20 protein-coding genes are annotated in these 20,491 nt (G+C 67.5%); 8 read left to right on the forward strand and 12 right to left on the reverse strand.

Annotation, left to right across the window (positions count from 1 at the left end):
- Positions 1–2: 2 nt before the first annotated feature.
- Entirely contained in the window at positions 3–995 is a 993-nt protein-coding gene (locus AC1RLU_RS03790) for an alpha/beta hydrolase (RefSeq protein ID WP_492793937.1), read from the reverse strand.
- A 213-nt stretch (positions 996–1,208) separates the two neighbouring features.
- Here AC1RLU_RS03790 and AC1RLU_RS03795 point away from each other — a divergent pair, with 213 nt between their 5' ends.
- The 5 genes from AC1RLU_RS03795 (at position 1,209) to AC1RLU_RS03815 (ending at position 7,313) form a co-directional block, all read left to right on the forward strand.
- Positions 1,209–2,855 (forward strand): methyl-accepting chemotaxis protein, encoded by a 1,647-nt coding sequence (locus tag AC1RLU_RS03795; RefSeq protein ID WP_492793939.1) that lies wholly within the window; start codon positions 1,209–1,211, stop codon positions 2,853–2,855.
- 81 nt (positions 2,856–2,936) lie between these two features.
- Positions 2,937–4,028 (forward strand): ATP-dependent DNA helicase, encoded by a 1,092-nt coding sequence (locus AC1RLU_RS03800; RefSeq protein WP_091856309.1) that lies wholly within the window; start codon positions 2,937–2,939, stop codon positions 4,026–4,028.
- Between the two features lie 23 nt (positions 4,029–4,051).
- On the forward strand, positions 4,052–4,450 hold the full coding sequence (locus AC1RLU_RS03805) for a DUF1801 domain-containing protein (RefSeq protein ID WP_492793940.1): 399 nt from the start codon (positions 4,052–4,054) through the stop codon (positions 4,448–4,450).
- Between the two features lie 143 nt (positions 4,451–4,593).
- A complete protein-coding gene (locus AC1RLU_RS03810; protein WP_492793942.1) occupies positions 4,594–6,057 on the forward strand; it encodes a DUF1800 domain-containing protein in 1,464 nt (487 codons plus the stop codon).
- Between the two features lie 5 nt (positions 6,058–6,062).
- Positions 6,063–7,313 carry a DUF1501 domain-containing protein gene (locus AC1RLU_RS03815; RefSeq protein ID WP_492793943.1) on the forward strand — a complete coding sequence of 417 codons (1,251 nt, stop codon included), beginning with the start codon at positions 6,063–6,065 and terminating at the stop codon, positions 7,311–7,313.
- Between the two features lie 55 nt (positions 7,314–7,368).
- Here the strand turns inward: AC1RLU_RS03815 and leuD are convergent, their stop codons facing one another.
- The 10 genes from leuD to rplS all read right to left on the reverse strand — a co-directional run bounded on the left by leuD (position 7,369) and on the right by rplS (position 14,846).
- Positions 7,369–7,971: a 3-isopropylmalate dehydratase small subunit gene (gene leuD / locus AC1RLU_RS03820; protein WP_091856312.1), complete on the reverse strand. Its 603-nt coding sequence runs from the start codon at positions 7,969–7,971 to the stop codon at positions 7,369–7,371.
- Positions 7,972–8,021: 50 nt separating this feature from the next.
- Positions 8,022–8,654 carry a LysE family translocator gene (locus AC1RLU_RS03825; protein WP_492793945.1) on the reverse strand — a complete coding sequence of 211 codons (633 nt, stop codon included), beginning with the start codon at positions 8,652–8,654 and terminating at the stop codon, positions 8,022–8,024.
- A gap of 3 nt (positions 8,655–8,657) precedes the next feature.
- Positions 8,658–9,095: a metallopeptidase family protein gene (locus AC1RLU_RS03830; protein ID WP_492793947.1), complete on the reverse strand. Its 438-nt coding sequence runs from the start codon at positions 9,093–9,095 to the stop codon at positions 8,658–8,660.
- Between the two features lie 11 nt (positions 9,096–9,106).
- Positions 9,107–9,352, reverse strand: a complete 246-nt coding sequence (locus AC1RLU_RS03835; protein ID WP_492793948.1) for a hypothetical protein — start codon at positions 9,350–9,352, stop codon at positions 9,107–9,109.
- Positions 9,353–9,375: 23 nt separating this feature from the next.
- The gene (gene leuC / locus AC1RLU_RS03840) at positions 9,376–10,794 is read right to left on the reverse strand and encodes a 3-isopropylmalate dehydratase large subunit (RefSeq protein ID WP_492793950.1); all 1,419 of its coding nucleotides are present in this window, start codon (positions 10,792–10,794) and stop codon (positions 9,376–9,378) included.
- Positions 10,795–10,905: 111 nt separating this feature from the next.
- Positions 10,906–11,058: a hypothetical protein gene (locus tag AC1RLU_RS03845; RefSeq protein WP_156407152.1), complete on the reverse strand. Its 153-nt coding sequence runs from the start codon at positions 11,056–11,058 to the stop codon at positions 10,906–10,908.
- A gap of 79 nt (positions 11,059–11,137) precedes the next feature.
- Positions 11,138–12,181: an HlyD family secretion protein gene (locus AC1RLU_RS03850; protein ID WP_091856315.1), complete on the reverse strand. Its 1,044-nt coding sequence runs from the start codon at positions 12,179–12,181 to the stop codon at positions 11,138–11,140.
- A 14-nt stretch (positions 12,182–12,195) separates the two neighbouring features.
- On the reverse strand, positions 12,196–13,827 hold the full coding sequence (locus tag AC1RLU_RS03855) for an efflux MFS transporter permease (RefSeq protein ID WP_492793952.1): 1,632 nt from the start codon (positions 13,825–13,827) through the stop codon (positions 12,196–12,198).
- Positions 13,824–14,273: a MarR family winged helix-turn-helix transcriptional regulator gene (locus AC1RLU_RS03860; RefSeq protein WP_061969384.1), complete on the reverse strand. Its 450-nt coding sequence runs from the start codon at positions 14,271–14,273 to the stop codon at positions 13,824–13,826. The genes AC1RLU_RS03855 and AC1RLU_RS03860 overlap by 4 nt, the downstream gene beginning before the upstream one ends.
- A gap of 177 nt (positions 14,274–14,450) precedes the next feature.
- On the reverse strand, positions 14,451–14,846 hold the full coding sequence (gene rplS / locus AC1RLU_RS03865) for a 50S ribosomal protein L19 (protein WP_091856317.1): 396 nt from the start codon (positions 14,844–14,846) through the stop codon (positions 14,451–14,453).
- Positions 14,847–15,025: 179 nt separating this feature from the next.
- Between rplS and AC1RLU_RS03870 the strand changes: the two genes are divergently transcribed.
- Entirely contained in the window at positions 15,026–15,814 is a 789-nt protein-coding gene (locus tag AC1RLU_RS03870) for an SDR family NAD(P)-dependent oxidoreductase (RefSeq protein WP_492793953.1), read from the forward strand.
- 20 nt (positions 15,815–15,834) lie between these two features.
- Here AC1RLU_RS03870 and AC1RLU_RS03875 read toward each other — a convergent pair whose 3' ends face one another.
- Entirely contained in the window at positions 15,835–16,023 is a 189-nt protein-coding gene (locus tag AC1RLU_RS03875; protein WP_061969378.1) for a hypothetical protein, read from the reverse strand.
- A 428-nt stretch (positions 16,024–16,451) separates the two neighbouring features.
- Here AC1RLU_RS03875 and AC1RLU_RS03880 point away from each other — a divergent pair, with 428 nt between their 5' ends.
- Positions 16,452–18,536 carry an elongation factor G gene (locus tag AC1RLU_RS03880; RefSeq protein WP_492793955.1) on the forward strand — a complete coding sequence of 695 codons (2,085 nt, stop codon included), beginning with the start codon at positions 16,452–16,454 and terminating at the stop codon, positions 18,534–18,536.
- Positions 18,537–18,746: 210 nt separating this feature from the next.
- On the forward strand, positions 18,747–20,462 hold the full coding sequence (locus tag AC1RLU_RS03885; protein ID WP_492793957.1) for an AMP-binding protein: 1,716 nt from the start codon (positions 18,747–18,749) through the stop codon (positions 20,460–20,462).
- The last annotated feature ends 29 nt before the right edge of the window (positions 20,463–20,491 follow it).

Below are 20,491 nucleotides of genomic sequence, written 5' to 3' on the forward strand. Positions count from 1 at the left end.
GGTCAGCGTGAAAGCTCGTTCAGGAAGGCCGTCAGCCGGTCGAGTGCCTGCTTCCCTTCCGGGCGGTCGAGATCGAACTGGTATTCATGCGGCAGCTTCGGCTCGGTTTCGGGCGGGAAGAACAGGGTGTCGACCCTGACGCCGCGGTCGCGCAGGGCCTGCGCCATCGCCGCCGATTGCGGCGCCAGCGGATCGCCGTTTCCAACCGAGATAAAGCTCGGCGGGAAGGCTTCCGTGATATAGCGCGGGACGGAGGCCTGGGTGAGGTGCTCGCTGTCCAGCGGGTTGGCCACGCCGAAATAGGCGGAGAGGACCGTGCGGACGAAGCTGCCGAACGGCCCGGTCAGGTCGATGGCGGTGAGGTCGAAGGCGCCGCAGAACAGCACCGTGCCCCGCAGGCTCGTGGGCGCGATGGCCGGCTTCAACCCGAGCAGTTCGCCATAGTCCTTGCCGGTCAGGCCGGCAGCGAGCTGGGAGGCGATATGAGCGCCGGTCGAATCGCCTGCGAGAACGATGCGCGTCGGGTCGAGGCCGAGGCGCTGCCCTTCGCGCTGCAGGAAGCCGAGCGCGGCGTTTGCCTGCAGGACCGGCGTGGGGTAGCGGCCGGTCGGCGCGCGGGTATAGCCGACGGCGACGACCGCGAAGCCGCGCCCGGCGAGGATATTGAGATAGGGCGCGACATCTCCGCGACCCCCCGCGACGAAGGCGCCGCCATGAATCCAGACGACGGTCGGGCGCCCCGGTTCGATCCGCCCGCCGGACGGGAGATAGACGTCCAGCCGTTCGTCTTCCGCGCTGCCATAGCGGATGTCGCGCTGCTCGCGGATGCCGAAGGGGACATGGCCAGCGAGCGCGGCCGTCGTCTTCGAGGCGCCATAGCCGAAGGCGAGGCGCGTCAGCAGCGTCGTGGGCCAGGGCGACAGAGCGAAAGCGGCATAGCCGATGAAGGCAAGGCCGAGGCAGAGCAGCAGAATCCGTTTGGCACGTCGTCTCATGGTGTGAAGCTAGGCCGGCCCGCGATCCCGGGCAATCGGGTCGAATTCCGATCGGCGGGGCAACGGGGAGGAATATTGTATAACCGGCTAAACTATTGATATTATTGCGTCATCACGCTTCGCGTTAACCTCGTGTTCGTTTGCCTCTGCCACATGGACGGCAGCTACGAGACTGAGGCGGCGATGCGGCGACTGGGACTGACGGCGAAGATCATGATTTTCTTCGCCCTGCTGGCTCTCGCCGGGGCGCTGGGCCTTGCCAGCGCCTTACGCGGTTTCGATGAGGCAAGGCGTATCGACGCCGCCGCCTTCTCGGATATCCGCCTCGCCGGCAGCGCCTCGCTTTTGTCCAGCCGGATCGCAGCCGCCGCGCTGCTCAGCCGGGTCGACACGGACAGCTCCCCGCAGGAGATCGAGGCGATGATCGGCAAGCTCGATGCCGCCATCGAGCTGGTCGACGCGGCACGCGCGCATCTGATCTCGGCCCTGCCGGCAAGCCTGCGCGAGGCCAATCCGACGCTCGATGCGCGGATCAAGACCTTCATCGCCTTCCAGCACGGCATCGTCGATATCGGCCAGCGGATCTCGGGCAAGGCCGCCTTGCTGGAGGCGGGTGCGGCCGAGGCCCGCATCAATGTCGACGAGATCGTCGCGACGACCGCTGCCTTGCGCGATGAGCTCGCTAAGCGGGCAGGCGAGACCTCCATCCGCGCCAGCGCGCGAGCAGAGGCCGTTCGTCTGCGGACTATCCTTTTGGCGGTCCTCCTGCCGCTGGGTGGCGGGCTTCTGGCCCTGCTGATGCTGCGCAGCCAGTTGACGCGGCCCCTGCGCAACCTGATGGAGGCGATCCGGCAGGCGGTGGCGTCCGATGGGGTCATCGACGTTCCGCATCGCGACCGGGCCGACGAGATCGGCCAGCTCGCCCGCGTCGTGCGCCAGCTCAGCGAGATCCGGGCGACCTTGGTGACCCGTGAAAGCGAGGCCGACGATGCGCGGCGCCTCGAACAGCTCCGCAATGCCGAGCTTGCGGGCATCGCCGACGAGTTCGAGGCACGGCTCGGCGTGCTCCTCGGCGAGATCGGCAGGGCGAGCGAGACGCTCCGCATGGCGCTTCAGGACGCCGCTGTCCGCGTCCACCAGATATCGCGGAGCACCGAGACGGCGGCCGCGTCCGTCGATGGCGCGGGGATCGATGCGCGACGCTCCAGCGAGGCGGCGCTGCGGCTGGATTTCGTCGTCGGCCAGATCAATCGCGAGGTGAGACGGGTTTCGGAAATGGCGACCGAGGCGACCCGCGAGGCGGCCGGGACCCATGCGCTGGTGACGCGCCTGAGCGAAAACGCCGCCCAGATCCGCGATGTCGTGAGCATCATCGACGCAGTGGCGCGCCAGACCAATCTGCTCGCCCTCAACGCGACGATCGAGGCTGCGCGTGCGGGCGCTCATGGCCGCGGCTTCGCAGTGGTCGCCGCCGAGGTGAAGACGCTCGCCAACCAGGCCTCGGACGCCGCCGGGCGGATCGTCAGCCGGATCGCGCAGGCCGACGAGGCTTTGTCCCATGCCGCCGAAGCGGTGTCCGCGATCGGCGCCAGCGTCGCAGCGGTCGAGCAGACCGGAACCGAGATCGCGACGATGGTCGGCTCGCATGTCGAATTGCTGGGCTCGCTCGGCGAGACCGTGGCGCGGATCTCGGACGTGACGGGCACGGCCGCCCTGGCGATGGGCGAGATCGCGGCCGCCAATCTCCAGACCGTCGGCCAGGCCGATACCGGTGCCGCGAGCGCGAGGGAACTCGACCGGCGGATCAACGCCCTGCAGGCGGAGGCCGCGGCTTTTGTCCAGCGTTTGCGCGCCGCCTGAGCGGTTTCAGGTGCGCCGGGCTTGCCTCCCAGCCCGACTCGGCCCCATCTGCGTCATGCCTTTTTCGACGATGATTCCGCGATGAGCTGGTCGCCCCAGCAGGATATGGCTTTGACCGCCGTGGCGCGCTGGCTGCAAACCGGCGAGCCGCAGCTCTTCCGCATGTTCGGCTATGCCGGAACCGGCAAGACCACGCTCGCGCGCCATATCGCCGAGGCGGTCGACGGCGACGTCGTCTTCGCCGCCTATACGGGCAAGGCCGCGCTCGTGCTGCGCAACAAGGGTTGCCATGGCGCGCAGACCATCCATTCGCTGATCTATCGCTCGCGCGGCGTCGACGAGGAGAGCCCGATCTTCGCACTCAACCGTGACAGCGCCGCGGCGAAGGCCAAGCTCATCATCATCGACGAATGCTCGATGGTCGACGAGGAGCTGGGGCGGGACCTGCTCTCCTTCGGTACGCCGGTTCTGGTGCTGGGCGACCCGGCGCAGCTGCCCCCGGTCAAGGGCGGCGGCTTCTTCACCGAGCAGGAACCCGACGTCATGCTGACCGAGGTCCACCGGCAGGCGGCGGACAATCCGATCGTGCGGATGTCGATGATCGTGCGCGAGGGTGGGCAGCTCGAGCTCGGGGATTACGGGCCGAGTCGGGTGATCCGGCGCGGCGAGATCAATCCCGAGATCGTCATGGGGGCCGATCAGGTGCTGGTCGGCATGAACAAGACGCGGCGCAACTACAATGCCCGTATCCGCCAGCTGATGGGCCGTACCGACAACAGCCCGGTTGCGGGCGAGAAGCTGGTCTGCCTGCGCAACGACAAGAGCAAGGGCCTGCTCAATGGCGGCTCCTGGATCGTGCAGGAGATCAAGACCTCGAAGAAGGGACTGGTCACCATGCGGGTGACGCCCGAGGACGATGCCGGCGCCAAGGCGGTCAAGGTCTCGGTGATGCCGAATTTCTTCGACGGCACCGAAGAGGAAATCCCGTGGGAGCTGCGCAAGCACACCGACGAGTTCACCTTCGGCTATGCGCTGACCGTGCATAAGTCGCAGGGCTCGCAATGGGATGATGTCGTGCTCTTCGACGAGAGCTTCGCCTTTCGCGAGCATCGGGCGCGCTGGCTCTATACCGGCCTGACGCGCGCGGCCGAGGCGATCACGGTCGTGGTCTAGGCTCTGGCGCGAAGGGAGCGGTCATGGCGAAGGACGAAATTCAGGATCCGGCCGCTTCCCGGCTGATCGACGAGAAGATCGGATCGCTCGTCGACTGGCGTGGCGCGACGCTGGCGCGGATGCGCGCACTGATCCGGGAGGCCGATCCCGAAATGGTCGAGGAGGTGAAGTGGCGCGGCGTGCCGGTCTGGTCGCATGGCGGGATCATCTGCACCGGCGAAACCTACAAGAGCGTGGTCAAGCTGACTTTCCTGAAGGGCGCCTCGCTGGCCGACCCCGCCGGCCTGTTCAATGCGAGCCTGGAGGGAAATACCCGCCGCGCCATCGATATCCGCGAGGGCGAAGTAGTAGATCGCGACGCCTTCAAGGCTCTGATCGGCGAGGCTGTCGCGCTCAACCTATCCGGCAAGAAAACGCGCTAAGCCAGAGTTCAGGCAAAATCCGCTCATTTGGCGAGGATTTCAGCGGTCTCCCCGACCAACATTGCCGAATTGTCATGGAAGTCGTCGGCTTTTCGCCATAGTCGACACCGATCCTCGCATCACGATCAGCGGAGGCTGTGCGGATGGCGGAGGCGGGCGGACTGAAGGCAGGGGCGATTGCACTGCAGCGGTTCGGCCTGGGTCCGAAGCCCGGGCAGGGCGAAGCCGCGCGGGCGCAGGTTCACGACAGGCTTCTGGCCGAGATCGCGGTCGGCAGAGTCGCGCAGCCCGAGGGCGTGACCTTTTCCGGCGCGGCCGAGATCGGCAAGGCACTCTATGATTTCGAGGATCAGGAGAAGCGGGAGCGCGAGGCGCGTCGCGTTGCTGTGGCTGCGCCGGCATCAGACACGCAAATGGCCAGCGCCGTGCCGCAGGGTCTGCCGGCCGGGTCACAGAACCAGATGGCCCTGCCGCCGAAGCCCGCGAACGAGCCGGCGCTGCCCTACCGGACCTATCGCGACGAGGTGAAGGCGCGGGTCGGTCTCGCGCTCGCGGCCGAGACGGGGTTCGGCGAGCGGCTGGTGATGTTCTGGTCGAACCATTTCTGCGTCGGTGCGACCAAGAGCAACATGTGCCGGATCATGGCCGGCGCCTATGAGCGCGAGGCGATCCGGCCGCATGTCTTCGGCCGCTTCGAGGACATGCTGATCGCGGCGGAAAGCCATCCGGCGATGCTGGATTTCCTTGACAACCACCAGTCGGTCGGCCCGAACTCGCCGGCTGGGCGCCGCCGCGGGCGCGGCCTCAACGAGAACCTCGCCCGCGAGATCATGGAGCTGCATACGCTCGGCGTATCCGGCGGCTATGCGCAGGCCGACGTGACCAATCTCGCCCGGATCATCACGGGCTGGACCGTGGTTGGGCGCGAGGGCGTGCTCGGCTTTCCCGGCTCCTTCGCCTTCAATGTCGGCTTGCACGAGCCGGGCGTGACGCCTTTGCTCGGGCGCCGCTACGACCAGCCGGGCAAGGCGCAAGGCATCGCCGCTTTGACCGATCTGGCGCATCACCCGGCGACGGCCAGGTTCATCGCGACGAAGCTTGCCCGCCATTTCGTCGCCGATACGCCGCCGCGCGCTCTGGTCGAGAAGTTGGCGCTGGCGTTCCGGCAGGGCGGCGGTGATCTGTCGAGCGTCTATCGCGCCCTGGTCGAGGATGACGCTGCCTGGCGGGCGCCGGCCAGCAAGATCAGGTCGCCGCAGGAATTTCTGGTGGCCTCCTATCGTGCGCTCAATCGCAAGCCGGATTTCGGCCAGATCATCGGGCCGGTCGGCGTCATGGGCCAGCCCTTCTGGCAACCGTCCGGCCCCAATGGCTACGCCGACGACAATGCGGCCTGGGCCTCGGCCGAGGGCCTGAAGACGCGCGTCGATGTCGCTGCGGGCTGGGGGCGGCAGGCCGCCGGCTCCGTCGCCGACCCGCGCGTGCTCACCGAGGACGTGCTGGGGCCGCTGCTCTCGCCCGAAACGAAGCAGGCGGTGGCGCGGGCCGAGAGCAAGCCGCAGGCGATTGCGCTCCTGCTGATGTCGCCCGAATTCCAGCGGAGGTGACGCCGATGGTCGATCACGACGACGATGATTGCGAACGGATGACACCATCGCGACGTGCCGTGCTAGGCGCGGCCGGCGCGCTCTTCGCCTGGTCCTTCGTGCCGAAATTCGCCTATGCGGCCGCAGGAGCTCGCGATCCGCGCTTCCTGTTGGTGATCCTGCGCGGTGCGCTCGACGGGCTCTCGGCCGTGCCGCCGATCGGAGATCCCGATTATGCCGGACTGCGGGAGGGCATTGCGCTCGCCAAGGACGGGTCGGAGGCGGCGCTGCCGCTCGACGGCTTCTTCTACCTGCATCCGGCGATGCCGAATCTGGCGCGGCTCTACAAGCAGGGCCAGGCGACGATCGTCCACGCGGCCGCCACAGGTTATCGCGAGCGCTCGCATTTCGACGGGCAGGACGTTCTGGAGAGCGGCCAGCCGGGGGCCGGGCACACCGATAGCGGCTGGCTCAACCGCCTGATCGCGAACCTGCCGGCCGGCGAGGGCATTTCGCGCAAGGGTGTGCTCGGCGTCGGCGTCGTGCCGCCGCTGGTGGTGCGTGGCGATGCGCCGGTGCTGGGCTGGGCGCCGCCACGGATGGCGCGCGCCGGCGGCGACCTGACGATGCGGCTCGCCGATCTCTACGGCCAGCGCGACCCAGGACTGGCGCGCGCGCTGGCGCAGGCGATCGAGACCGAAGGATTGGCGCAGCGGCGCGGCATGGCCGGCGAGCAGAAGGGCGGCGGCGGGCCGGACACGGCCGAGGGCATGCGGCGTATCGCGGAGGGCGCGGCCGCGCTGGTCGGCGCCGATGACGGGCCGCGCATTGCGGCGCTCGCTTTCGAGGGCTGGGACACCCATGCGAACGAGGGCGGAGCCAAGGGACGTCTCGCCAATCTGCTCGGCGGGCTCGACGGTGCCTTCGCCGCCTTCGAGCAGGGGCTCGGTCCGGTCTGGAAGGACACGGTGGTGATGGTCGCGACCGAGTTCGGGCGGACCGCGGCTGTCAACGGCACGACGGGCACCGACCATGGCACCGGCACCGTCGCCTTCCTCGTCGGAGGCGGGGTCAAGGGCGGCCAGATCGTCGCGGACTGGCCGGGCCTGAAGCCCGAGCAGCTCTACCAGAACCGCGATCTCAAGCCGACGACGGATATCCGCGCCGTGGCCAAGGGCGTGGTCTATGAGCTCTTCGGCGTGTCCGGCCCGGTGCTGGCCGAGACCGTGTTCCCGGAGACCGGCGATCTCAGGCCGGTGCAGGGGCTAGTGGTCTAAAGAGCGCTGTCATTCTCGGGCAACGTCAGGCGCGGCCCGAGAATGACGTTTGAGCTCAAGCCCAGGCGCGCTGCTTCAGCTTTTCCTCATAGGCGTCGATCTTCGTGCCCTTCTCCATGGTCAGGCCGATATCGTCGAGGCCGTTGAGCAGGCAGTGCTTGCGGAACGGGTCGATCTCGAACTTGATCTCGCCGCCGTCCGGGCCCTTGATCGTCTGGTTCGCCAGATCGATCGTCAGCGTCGCGTTGGAGCCACGCTCGGCATCGTCGAACAGCATGTCGAGCTGCTCGGGCGTGACCTTGATCGGCAGGATGCCGTTCTTGAAGCAGTTATTGTAGAAGATGTCGGCGAAGCTGGTGGAGATCACGCAGCGGATGCCGAAATCGAGCAGGGCCCAGGGGGCGTGCTCGCGCGACGAGCCGCAGCCGAAATTGTCGCCGGCGACGAGAATCTCCGCCTTGCGGTAGGCCGGCTGGTTCAGCACGAAATCGGGGTTCTCCGAGCCGTCCTCCTTGTAGCGCATCTCCGAGAACAAAGCGGTGCCGAGGCCCGTGCGCTTGATCGTCTTCAGGTACTGCTTGGGGATGATCATGTCGGTGTCGACATTGACCACCTTCATGGGCGCGGGGGTCGAGGTCAGGGTGGTGAAGGGCTGCATGGCGGAAACTCCGATGGGCCTTTTTGGCGATGTTCTTGCGGTGACGGAAATCAGAGCTGCGAGGTCAGCAGCTTGAAGCTGGCGAAGGTGAAGAAGGCGGCGAGGCAGGCTTCCGCCCGGCGGCGGATGCGGCGATAGCCCGCGATCATCGATGCCGTGGAGAACAGAACGGCATAGAATTGATTGATCGCGAGCGAGATCAGCATGCAGCCGCCGATGATGGCGTAGAGCACGACCGGCGGCGTATCGGGCCGCAGGGCGAGCGCGATGATCGCCGTCCAGCTCAGGATCGCCTTCGGGTTGGTGATGTGCATGAGATAGCCGCGCAGGAAGGTGCGGCGACCTGAAGCGGCAGCCTTCACCGAGGGCATCTCGGCGCGCATCGCCGAGCGGGCCGAGCGCCAGGCGAGGAAGAGCAGGTAGAGCCCGCCGACGATCTTGATGGCATAGAGCGCGCTGGGATGAGCCACGACGATGCCGGTAACGCCGACGGCGGCGAGGATGCCCCATGTCAGGGAGCCTGCGGTGACACCGAGCGCCAGGGTGGAGCCGGCGGCGCGGCCGCGCTCCATCGAGGTCGCCATGACCTGGAGATTGCTCGGGCCGGGGCTCGCGACCGCGAGGATGAAGGCCGAGTAGACCAGCATCAGGCCGGGCAGGTTGCGGATCAGTTCGTCGAGCATCGCCTAGCGCTCCGCCGCGGCTTCGATGGCTTCCATGTCCTCGTCGGAGAAGCCGAAATGGTGGCCGATCTCGTGGATCATGACATGGCTGACGATGGCCCCCAGGCTCTCGTCATGCTCGGCCCAGTAGTCGAGGATCGGCCGGCGATAGAGATGGATGGTGTTGGGCATCTGGCCGGTCTGGGGGGAATAGCCCTGCTGCGGCAGGCCGACGCCGCTGAACAGGCCGAGCAGGTCGAACGGGCTCTCCGCCTCCAGCTCCTTCAGCACGTCGTCCTCGGGGAACTCGGTGACGTTGAAGATCACGTCGGAGCAAAGCGCGCGGAATTCCTCCGGCAGGCGGTCGAAGGCGGCCTGGGCCAAAACCTCGAACGCCTCCTGCGACGGCGCCTTGGCCCCGTCCCAGTCGATCTCCGCTGTTTTCGTGACCCTGGCGTCCACGGCCTTAGCCCTTACCAGATCTTCAATTGGTAGCCGAGCCACCAGGCCAGCACGATGACGCCGACGAGCGAGAGGGCGCGGCCGATGCGCCGGCCCCAGAGCTCGACCTTGTCGCCCTCGGGCGCATCGGCGCCCGAGAAATGATCTGCCGCGCGGCCCATCGAGGAGCCGAGCAGGCTTTCGCTGTCGCGCTTGACCCGGTCCAGCGCCGCCTTGGATTCGGCGGCGCGGCCGGTTTCGCGGGGATCGTTCGACATGGTCAGCTCCCCGCCTGTCCGCCTCAGCCCAGCGTACGGACGTCGACGAAGCGGCCGGTGAGGGCCGCCGCCGCCGCCATCGCCGGCGAGACGAGATGCGTCCGGCCGCGATAGCCCTGACGGCCCTCGAAGTTGCGGTTCGAGGTCGAGGCGGCGCGCTGGCCGGGCTTGAGCTGGTCGGGGTTCATGCCGAGGCACATCGAGCAGCCGGGCTCGCGCCATTCGAAGCCGGCGGCGATGAAGATCTTGTCGAGACCCTCGGCCTCGGCCTGCTCCTTCACCAGGCCGGAGCCGGGAACGATCATGCCGTAGTCGAGGCTCTCATGGAGCTTCTTGCCCTCGACGATCTTCGCGACGGTGCGCAGGTCCTCGATGCGGCCATTGGTGCAGGAGCCGATCCAGATCACATCGAGCGGGATGTCGGTGATCTTGGTGCCGGCTGTCAGGCCCATATAGTCGAGCGCACGCTTCTTCGAGGCGCGCTTGACCTCATCAGTGATCAGCTCCGGGTCCGGAACCGCACCCAGCACCGAGATCACGTCCTCGGGGCTCGTGCCCCAGGAGACGATCGGCGGCAGGTTGGCGGCATCGAGGCGGACGACGCGGTCGAAATGCGCGCCCTCGTCGGTGCGCAGCGTCTCCCAATAGCGGACGGCTGCGTCCCAGGCGGCGCCCTGCGGCGCCTTGGGGCGGCCCTTCAGATAGGCGAAGGATTTCTCGTCCGGGGCGACCATGCCGGCGCGGGCACCGCCCTCGATCGACATGTTGCAGACCGTCATGCGGCCTTCCATGGTCAGGCCGCGAATGGCCTCGCCGGCATATTCGATCACCGAGCCGGTGCCGCCGGCGGTGCCTATCTCGCCGATGATGGCGAGCGTGATGTCCTTGGCGCCGACGCCGGGTGCAGGCGTGCCGTCCACCTGGACGAGCATGTTCATCGCCTTCTTCTGGATCAGCGTCTGGGTGGCGAGCACGTGCTCGACCTCCGAGGTGCCGATGCCGTGGGCGAGCGCGCCGAAGGCGCCATGCGTCGAGGTGTGGCTGTCGCCGCAGACGATCGTGGTGCCGGGCAGGGTGAAGCCCTGCTCGGGGCCGACGATGTGGACGATGCCCTGGCGCTTGTCGAGCTCGTTGAAATACTCCACGCCGAAATCCTTGGCGTTCTTGGCGAGCGCCTCGACCTGGATGCGGCTTTCCTCTTCCGCGATGCCCTTGGTGCGGTCGGTCGTCGGGATGTTGTGGTCGACGACGGCGAGCGTCTTCTCAGGGCTACGGACCTTGCGGCCGGTCATGCGCAGGCCCTCGAAGGCCTGCGGGCTCGTCACCTCATGGACGAGGTGGCGGTCGATATAGAGCAGGCAGGTGCCGTCATCCTGCCGGTCGACGACGTGGTCGTCGAAGATCTTGTCGTAGAGGGTGCGGGGTCCGGTGGTCGCAGTCATGGCTTGAGGCCTCGGTCTTCGGAAATCTGCGTGAAGATTGATGCGCCGGCTCGCTTTGGCCGGCACGCAAAAACGGTTCGCCTGTCGCCGGCCGCGCGGAAGCGGCCGGTCTCAGGCGCCGGTAAGGCCTGCGGCAATCGAGGCGGTAAAGCGGCCGAAAAAGCGCCATGGCAGCCGGGCATGGTCGTGCAGCGCGGCAAAATCCTGCGTCGTCGGCAGGGGCGGCAGATGGCCCTCTCCCTGCACGACGCTGAAGCGCTGCAAATGATGCTCACACGGCGACATGGCTACTGTTTAGCAGTTCCAATCAAGCCGGACAATCGGCGCCGTTGCAGCCGCGCCATCAGCGTGACGCAGAGGTGTCGACGCTGACCACCACGGACATGCCGGGCGCCAGCCGCTCCGCCAGAGGCTGGTCGGGGTCGACGGCGATGCGCACCGGCACGCGCTGCGCGATCTTGATGAAGTTGCCGGTGGCGTTGTCGGGGCGGATGACGCTGAACTCGGAGCCGGCGGCCGGCGAGAAGCGCTCGATCTTGCCGGTCAGGCGGGCGTGACGCAGCGCATCGACGGTGAAGCTCACCGGCTGGCCGGCGCGCATGCCGGCGAGCTGCGTCTCCTTGAAGTTGGCGACGACCCAGACCTGGTTCGGCACCAGCGCCATCAACTGCGTGCCGGCCGAGACATATTGCCCGAGCCGGGCCGAGACTTCGCCGAGCCGCCCGTCCTGCGGGGCGATGATGCGGGTATTGCCGAGGTCGATTTCGGCGAGATGGACGGCAGCCTCGGCGCCCTCGACCGCTGCGACCAGCGACTGGCGGTTGACGATTGCGGTCTGGATGTCCTGCCGGGCGACGTCGACGGCGGCATTGGTCGCGGTGATTGCGGCGCGGGCCTGGTCAAGCGCCTGCTGGCTCTGGTCGGTCGAGGTCTGGCTGACGACGCCGCGTTCGCGCAGCGGCTCGATGCGGCCCCAGTTCGCCTCCGCAGTGCGCAAGGCCGCCTCGGCGCTGGCGACATTGGCGACGGCGGCACGCAGGCGGGCTTCGGCGGCGGCGCGCGACTGGTCGGAATTGGCGAGCCCGGCGCGCTCGGCGGCGAGGCCGGCGCGGGCCTGCTCCAGCTTCTGGGCGTAGATGCGATCGTCGATGCGCAGCAGCAGGTCGCCCCGCTTCACCGCGGCGAAATCCTGCACGGGCACTTCGGCGACATAGCCGGCGAGCTGCGGCGCGATGACAGTGACCTGACCGCGGACATAGGCGTTCTCGGTGGTCTCTATCGCGCTGGAGAAGGGCGGCAGCCGCCAAGCGTAGAGGATCACGGCGAGGCCGGCGAGGCCGATGGCGAGCGCGATATAGGTCGAGACGGAGCGGAGGGTGCGGGGCATGACGGGCTGGACGGTCAGGAGACGGGTTGAGGAGCGGGCGCGGCGGCACGCTTGCGCAATTGCAGATAGGCGAGGTGAGAGAGGAGGCCGAGAAGGGCGAGGCTGGCAATGGCAGAGATCAGCATGAAGGCGTCGTTATAGGCGAGCACGATCGCCTCTTGCGTCGCCCGCTGGGCGAGCAGGGTCACGCCTTCCGCCCGCATCAGCGTCGCGTCGCTCAGGACATGGCTATAGGCGGCGCCGAGTTGATTGAGGCGTTGGGTCAGGAGCGGGTCGGACAGGACAAAATGCTCCGCCAGCATGTTGAAATGGAAACTGGTGCGCAGCGTGATGAAGGATCCGAAGAGGGCCGAGCCGAGAAGCCCGCCGATGCTCTGCGTGAACAGGAAGACGGTGATGAAGCTCAGGATGTAGATCGGGCCGCGCGCGATCGCGCCGCCCATGCCCTGCGCCATCGCCGCGGGCAGGAAGAGGCCGGAGCCATAAGCGACCAGCGCCTGGCTCAGCCGGATATCGTGCGGCCTCGTCTGGCTGGTGGCGCCGCTGTCGAGCCAGGCGCCGAGAGCGACGCAGGCAAGCGCGGTGGCGTAGAACCAGTTCTCGCGACCGGGCCTCAGCAGGAGCGCGCAGGTGACGCCGCCGGCCAGGATCGCACAGAGGATGATCGTGTAGAGCGGCATGGTCTGTTCGTTCTGGATGCCGAGCGCCTGAAAGAAATTCGAGGCGCCGACCGTCTGTTCGGCCAGCACGATGCGCATCAGGAGGATGGCGCCGGCGAAATGCAGGGTTGCCGGACTGGTCAGCCAGCGGATGTCGATGAGCGGGCTGTCGCGATGCAGCTCGACGATCACCGCCAGCGTCAGGCAGATCACGGCGCAGGCAAAGAGCCAGCCGAGCCAGGGGGCCTCGAACCACCAGTAGATCCGGCCGAGGCTCAGCGCGACCGCGATCGCGCCGAAGCCGATCGCGATCAGGAGATAGCTGACGATATCGAGCGGGCCGATCCATTTGACGCGCGGCGGCGTGGTCAGCGGCAACGCGTAGACGAAGCCGAAGGCGACCATGGCGAGGCCCATCTCGAAAAGCGTCAACCCGTGGAAGCCGCCGAGCTCCAGCAGCCAGGGCGAGATCAGGCGCGTCACCGGGATGCCGAGCGTGGTGTTGGTCAGCGCTAGCGACAGGCCGACGGTGAGCTTCTTCTGCGGCGGCAGCGGTTCAATCATGTAGAAGAAGGCGAGCGAGGACATCGGCGCCGCCGCCATGCCGCTCATGAAGCGCACGACCACGGCCGATGGCAGGTCATGGACGAAGACGAGGTTCAGGAAGGCGGCGAGGACGAAGCCGGCGAGGCTGATCTCGGCGAAATTGCGCAGGCCGTACTGCATCCGGATCTTGATCAGCGCGATCGAGAGCGAGACGTTCGGGGCCATATAGGCGGCGATCAGCCAGTTGGTCTCGGCGAGGGTGGCGCCGAGCTCGCCTTGGATCTGGTAGACATTGGTGTTGACCAGGTTCGCACCGATCTGCTGGGTCATGGCCAGCGTCACCGAAGCCAGCATATAGGCGAGCGCACGGGCCGGGGGCATGGTGAGCCCCGTCGGCGGAGGCGCGGCAGCAGGTGCAGCGGTGGTTTCGGGTGTGCTCATGGGGCGGCGCTCCGCCCGGCGGCGATGTTGCGCGAGGTGCGGCGCAGGACGTCGAGCGCGGCTTCCAGCTCTTCCGGCGCAATGCCCTGCAGGATGCCGGCGCGCAGTTCGGTGAGGAAATTCAGGATGTCCTGTGCCTGTGCCCGGGCGCTTTCGGTCAGGAAGACGCGGCGTGCACGCCTGTCGCCCTCGACGGCGCGGCGCTCGATCATGCCGTTGCGTTCCAGCCCGTCGAGGAGCCGGACCAGCGTCGGCTGCTCGATGTCGAGCAGGCCGGCGAGGTCGGACTGGATCGGGCCGTCTTCCCGCGCGAGCTCCATCAGCAGGCGCGCCCGCGACAGGGTCAGGCCCATGCCGCGGGCTCGCTCGTCGACAAGCGCTCTCAGCTTGCGGTTGACGGCGGCAAGCTCGCCGGTGAACGCGGCCTGAAGCTGGATGAGGTCCATAGGGGCAACATAAATAGCATGCTAATGATTGTCATACTTATATGCGCGCATAACGCATATCAAGTGACAATAAAGCCATTTGATATGCTCTTTAAGAATGACTGTTTCGATCCGCGGGCAATAAAAAACGCGGCCCCGAAGGACCGCGTTCCAATCTTTTTGCGCTGAGGCTTCGGCTTACTTGCCGGCGGCCTTCTGGCCCTTGGCGGGCTTGGCATCGACGCGCTCGGCGATGCGGGCCGACTTGCCGCGGCGATCGCGCAGGTAATACAGCTTGGCGCGGCGCACCTTGCCCTTGCGGATGACCTTGATCGAATCGAGGTTCGGCGAGAACAGCGGGAAGACGCGCTCGACGCCCTCGCCATAGGAAATCTTGCGAACGGTGAAGCTCTGGTTGAGGCCGCCACCGTTGCGGGCGATCACGACGCCTTCATAGGCCTGGACGCGGCTGCGCTCGCCTTCCTTGACCTTGACGTTGACCTGCACGGTGTCGCCGGGCTGGAAGGCGGGAATGGCCTTGCCTTCGCTCAGCTTGGCAATCTGCTCGGCATCGAGCTGTTCGATGATGTTCATGGGTCTCTCCATGGCCGTTGTCGCGTGTGTTCACGCGGGCGTTACGGCGCGCTGTTTTCAGTTGAGTGCGGGGCCTTACAGGAGCTGGTGGCGTTTGTCGAGCGGCAATGCCGGCTTGTTGGCGGCGCTGCCGGCGTGCATAGCCTTTGCGGACCCGACACGCCACCGGACGACACGCCATGACCGATGCCACCCCGAAGACCGCGCTCGTGACCGGCGCCGCGCGCGGCATCGGCCTTGCCGCCGCCAAGCGCTTCCTCTCCGAAGGCTGGCAGGTCGGCCTGCTCGACATCGATGGCGCCGGGCTTGAACGGGCTGCGGCCGAGATCGCCACGCCGGAGCGGACGCTGGTGCTGACCTGCGACGTGGCCATGCCCGCCCAGCTCGAATCGGCCTTCGCCGGCATGGCCAAGCGCTTCGGACGGCTCGATGCCCTCGTCAACAATGCCGGCACGGCGGTGTTCAAGCCGATGCTCGAAACCAGCCATGACGAATGGCAGCGGGTGCTGGCGGTCAATCTCACCGGGCCGTTCCTGGCGACGCAGCTCGCGGCGCGGGCGATGGCGGATAATGGCGGCGGCGCCGTCGTCAACATCACCTCGATCTCGGGCCTGCGCGCTTCGACCCTGCGCGTCGCCTATGGCACCTCGAAGGCCGCGCTGGCCCATCTCACCAAGCAGCAGGCGGTCGAGCTCGCGGGCCTGGGCATCCGCGTCAACGCAGTCGCGCCGGGGCCGGTCGAGACGGCGATGGCCAAGGCGGTGCACAGCCCCGAGATCCGGGCGGATTATCGCGATGCCGTCCCGCTCGGCCGTTACGGGCTGGAGGAGGAATTGGCCGAGGCGATCTTCTTCCTCTGCTCCGACAGGTCGACCTATATCACCGGGCAGGTCCTGGCCGTCGATGGCGGCTTCGACGCCGCCGGCATCGGCCTCGCGACGCTCCGCGGCGAGCGGCGCAATCTCTGACGGCGGGTGCCTCGACGCCTTTACCCCATCGCCTCACGCTTCTTCAGCAGCTCGTTGAGCATGTCCTGCTGCTCGCCGAGCCGGTTGGCGAGTGCCTCCTCCACGGCGGCGCCGGAGGCTCCCGTCGCTTGTTCCATCAGCTCGGAGATATTGCGCCGGAGGAGGGCGATGCGCTCGTCCAGGTCCATTTGCGAAGCATTCTCGGGCATCGGCTGTCTCCATGCATCCCTATGGCCGCTGCGGCGGTCCGCCCATAGAATGTCCGGCGATCCTTCAGGTTCCCCGCTTCGGAGACGCAGGGAGCGTGCAGGTGCCGGCTCGCTTCTCGTGCGTGCAACCCGGCGGATCTCCCGATGAAATCATGGGTCTCGGCGGAGCGATAGTCGTTCCGATATCGATGACGGTCCGGGCCTCGCCCGTTCGCCGCGACCACGCCGACAAAGCGCTTGCGTCCGCTCCCGATCGGCGCGAACCTCTCCTCAACTGCCTCTCCGACGGCCGCCCGACCCTGTCGGGCCCGAGCGACCGCCGCCCATCCGGCGTGAGCGCATTCGCGGTTCCCGCCGGCTTCCACCGCGCCGGAGCCGGGGCCGCTCGAACCTCTCCTCCATCGCGGCCAGCCCCGAAGGAGGAAGTCATGCCTGCATCGGCTCAGAATGGCGGTTCCGCAGACGGCACCCGACGCGCGGGGCCGCGATGCATCGCGATCGTCGGCCCCTTCCAGAGCGGCAAGACCACGCTGCTCGAAAGCATCCTGATGCGATGCGGCGCGCTGACCCGCACCGGCACGGTCAAGGGCGGCAACACGGTCGGCGATGCGGCGCCGGAAGCCCGCGCGCACCAGATGAGCACGGAGCCCACGGTCGCGGCCGTCGATTTCCTCGGCGATACCTTCCATTTCATCGACTGCCCGGGCTCGGTCGAATTCCTGCACGAGATGCGCCATGTGCTGCCGGCGGTGGATGCGGCCGTCGTCGTCTGCGAGGCGGATGACAGGAAGGCGCCGGCGCTCGAGCTCGTGCTGCGCGAGCTGGAGGAGGCCGACATCCCGCGCTTCCTGTTCCTGAACAAGATCGACACGGCTTCGCGCCGGGTGCGCGAGACGCTCGGCATCCTGCAACGGGCCTCGCGGACGCCGCTGCTGCTGCGCCAGATCCCGATCTGGCAGAAGGGCATCACGGTCGGCTTCATCGACCTCGCCCTGGAACGGGCCTTCATTTACCGCGAGCATGCGCCGAGCGAGATCGTGCCGCTGGCCGTCGACGAAGCCGGCCGCGAGAAGGAAGCGCGGTTCTCGATGCTGGAGCGGCTTGCCGATTACGACGACGACCTGATGGAGGAGCTGCTGGGCGACATGGAACCGCCGCGCGACCGCGTCTTCGACGATCTCGCCCGCGAATTGCAGCATCGCCATGTCGTGCCGGTGCTGATCGGCGCGGCCGAGCGCGGCAATGGCGTGACGCGCCTGCTCAAGGCGCTCAGGCACGAGGCGCCCGGTCTCGCCGAGACACGCGGGCGCGCCGGCATCCTCGCCGAGGGGCCGCCGCTCGCCCAGGTGATGAAGACCTGGCATTCAAGCCAGGGCGGCAAGGTCTCGCTGGCGCGGGTGATGCGCGGTCGGCTGGCGGAGGGCGATGTCGTGACCTCGTCCGGCGGGGCGGAAGCCCGCATCGCCGGAGTCCTCGCCCTGAAGGGAGCGGAGCAGAGCCGCAAGCCGGCGGCGATGGAGGGCGAGGTCGCCGGTTTCGCCAAGCTCGACGGCATCGCGACGGGCGAGGCCTTCATGCTCGGCAAGACGCGGGCGAGCGTGGTCAGCGCGGTCCCGCCGCCCGAGGCCGTCCACGCCTTCGCCATCGCCGTGAAGGACCGCAAGGACGATGTCAGGCTGGCGGCGGCGCTTCAGCGCCTGACCGAGGAGGACACGGCGCTTGCGGTGACGCAGGTGCCGGAACTCGGCGAAACCCGTTTGTCGGGCCAGGGCGAGATGCATCTGCGCGTGGCGCTCGAAAAGCTCGCCGGCCGCTATGGCGTGACGGTGACGAGCAAGACGCCGCAGGTCGGCTATCGCGAGACGATCCGCGGCCAGGCCGGGGCGCGGGGCCGGCATCGCAAGCAGAGCGGCGGCCATGGCCAGTATGGCGACGTGGTGATCGAGGTGGCGCCGCTGCCGCGCGGGGAGGGCATCCAGTTCGTCGACAAGATCACCGGCGGTGTCGTGCCGCGCCAGTATATCGGCTCGGTCGAGGCCGGCATGCGCGATTTCTGCGAGAAGGGGCCGCTGGGCTTCCCGATCGTCGATGTCGCGGTCGCCCTGACGGACGGCTCGTATCACACCGTCGATTCCTCGGACATGGCGTTCCGGCAGGCGGCGCGGCTGGCGATGAGCGAGGCGATGCCGCAAGCCAAGCCGGTGCTGCTCGAGCCGATCCTGTGGGTCGATGTGGTCATCCCTTCCGAGGCGATGTCGCGGGCTTCGGCCCTGATCTCGGGCCGACGCGGGCAGATCCTCGGCTACGACACGCGCGCCGGCTGGCGCGGCTGGGACCAGATCAAGGCGTTGGTGCCGGAAGCCGAAATGACCGGCCTGATCGTCGAGCTGCGCTCGGCCACCTCGGGCGTCGGCTCGTTCAGCGCGCGCTTCGATCACCTGGCGGAGCTCGCCGGCAAGCCGGCCGAGGCCGTGGTTTCCGCACAGGCGCTGACCCTCGCGCAAGCGCGCTGATCCTGCCTCAGGCCCATCCTGCCCTCCGGGAGCCGTCATTCGGCTCCCGGTTTGGGCTTGATTTCGTGCGGTGCGAACTGTTTAGATGTAAACATTCGACGGTCGATGACGGTCGGCGCTTGCGCTGCCGGCTGCTGTTCCGCACTGTACGATCATGAAAATGCACCGGAACCCGCCGTGAGGCGGTCAACCGGGCAACTGGAGGGAACGATGACTGCGACTGGCGCCACGCAGGCCAGGAATGCCTCGCGCCCGTGGCTTGCGCATTATCCGCCGGCCGTGCCGCCGGAGCTCGACGATGCCAGGATCGGGACGCTGGCTGATCTGATCGGCTCCGCTTGTTCGACCCATGCCGATCGGCCGGCTTTCGAGAGCTTCGGCAAGACGATCACCTTCGCCGAGACGCGTCGTGCCGCTGAGGCCTTCGCCGGCTGGCTGCAGGCGCAGGGCTTGAAGAAAGGCGATCGCGTCGCCCTGATGATGCCGAACATCCTGGCCTATCCGGCGGCGATCTTCGGCGTGCTGCTCGGCGGGTTTACCGTCGTCAACGTCAATCCGCTCTACACAGCGCGCGAACTGACGCACCAGATCAACGATGCCGGGGCGCGGGTGCTCGTGGTGATCGAGAACTTCGCCCATGTCGTCGAGGAGGCGAAGCCGAACCTGAAGCTCGACGCCATCGTCATCGCCACGGCCGGCGACCTGATGGGCTTCAAGGGCAAGATCGTCAATTTCGTCGCGCGCCGGGTCAAGAAGGTGGTGAAGCCTTACGGTCTTCCCGGCTCCATCGGTTTCCAGCAGATCCTGCACGGCGGTGCCCGGATGACGCCGGTGACAGTCGCGCCTGAGGATGTCGCCTTCCTGCAATATACCGGCGGCACGACCGGCGTCGCCAAGGGCGCGACGCTGACGCATCGCAACGTCGCCGCCAACGTCCAGCAGGCCGGCCTCTGGCTCGAATGGATGCTGGAGCCGCCGCTCGGCCGCAGCGACTACCAGCACGTCATGGTGACGGCGCTGCCGCTCTACCACATCTTCGCGCTGACCTGCTGCTGCATGTTCCTGCTGCGCATCGGCGCCAAGAGCCTGCTGATCGCCAATCCGCGCGACATACCCGGCTTCATCAAGACGCTGAAGGCGAGCCGCTTCACGCTCTTCTCGGGGGTCAACACGCTCTACAACGCGCTCGCCAACCATCCCGAGATCAAGGAAGTCGACTTCTCCGAGATGCGCTTCGCGGTCGCCGGCGGCATGGCGACGCAGGCCGCGGTCGCCAAGCAGTGGAAGGCGGTGACCGGGCGCCCGATCATCGAGGGCTACGGCCTGTCGGAGACCTCGCCGGTCGCCACCATCAACCGGCCGGATATCACCGAGTTCAGCGGTACGATCGGCTTTCCGATTCCCTCGACCGAGATCGCGATCCGCGACGCCGAGGGCAACGACATGCCGCTTGGCGAGGCCGGCGAGATCTGCATCCGCGGGCCGCAGGTGATGGCGGGCTACTGGAACCGCCCGGACGAGACCGCCAAGGCGATGACCGCCGACGGCTATTTCCGCAGCGGCGACGTCGGTATCATGCTGCCGGACGGACAGACCAGGGTGGTCGACCGGATGAAGGACATGGTCCTGGTCTCCGGCTTCAACGTCTATCCGAACGAAGTCGAGGACGTGCTGGCCTCGCATCCCGGCGTGCTGGAATCGGCTGTCATCGGCCTGCCCGACGAGCATTCGGGCGAGGCGGTGACCGCCTTCGTCGTACGCAAGGACCCGACCCTGACGACGGATGCGCTGCGGGCCTACTGCAAGGAGAACCTCACCGGCTACAAGGTGCCCAGGCAGATCTTCTTCCGCGAGAGCCTGCCCAAGACCAATGTCGGCAAGGTTCTGCGCCGGGCGCTGCGCGAGGAGGTCGTCGCCAGGCGCTGACGCTGGGCGACGGTCGACAGCCGGTCGGG

This window comes from Allobosea sp. GW822-FHT05A11 (genome assembly GCF_058800455.1).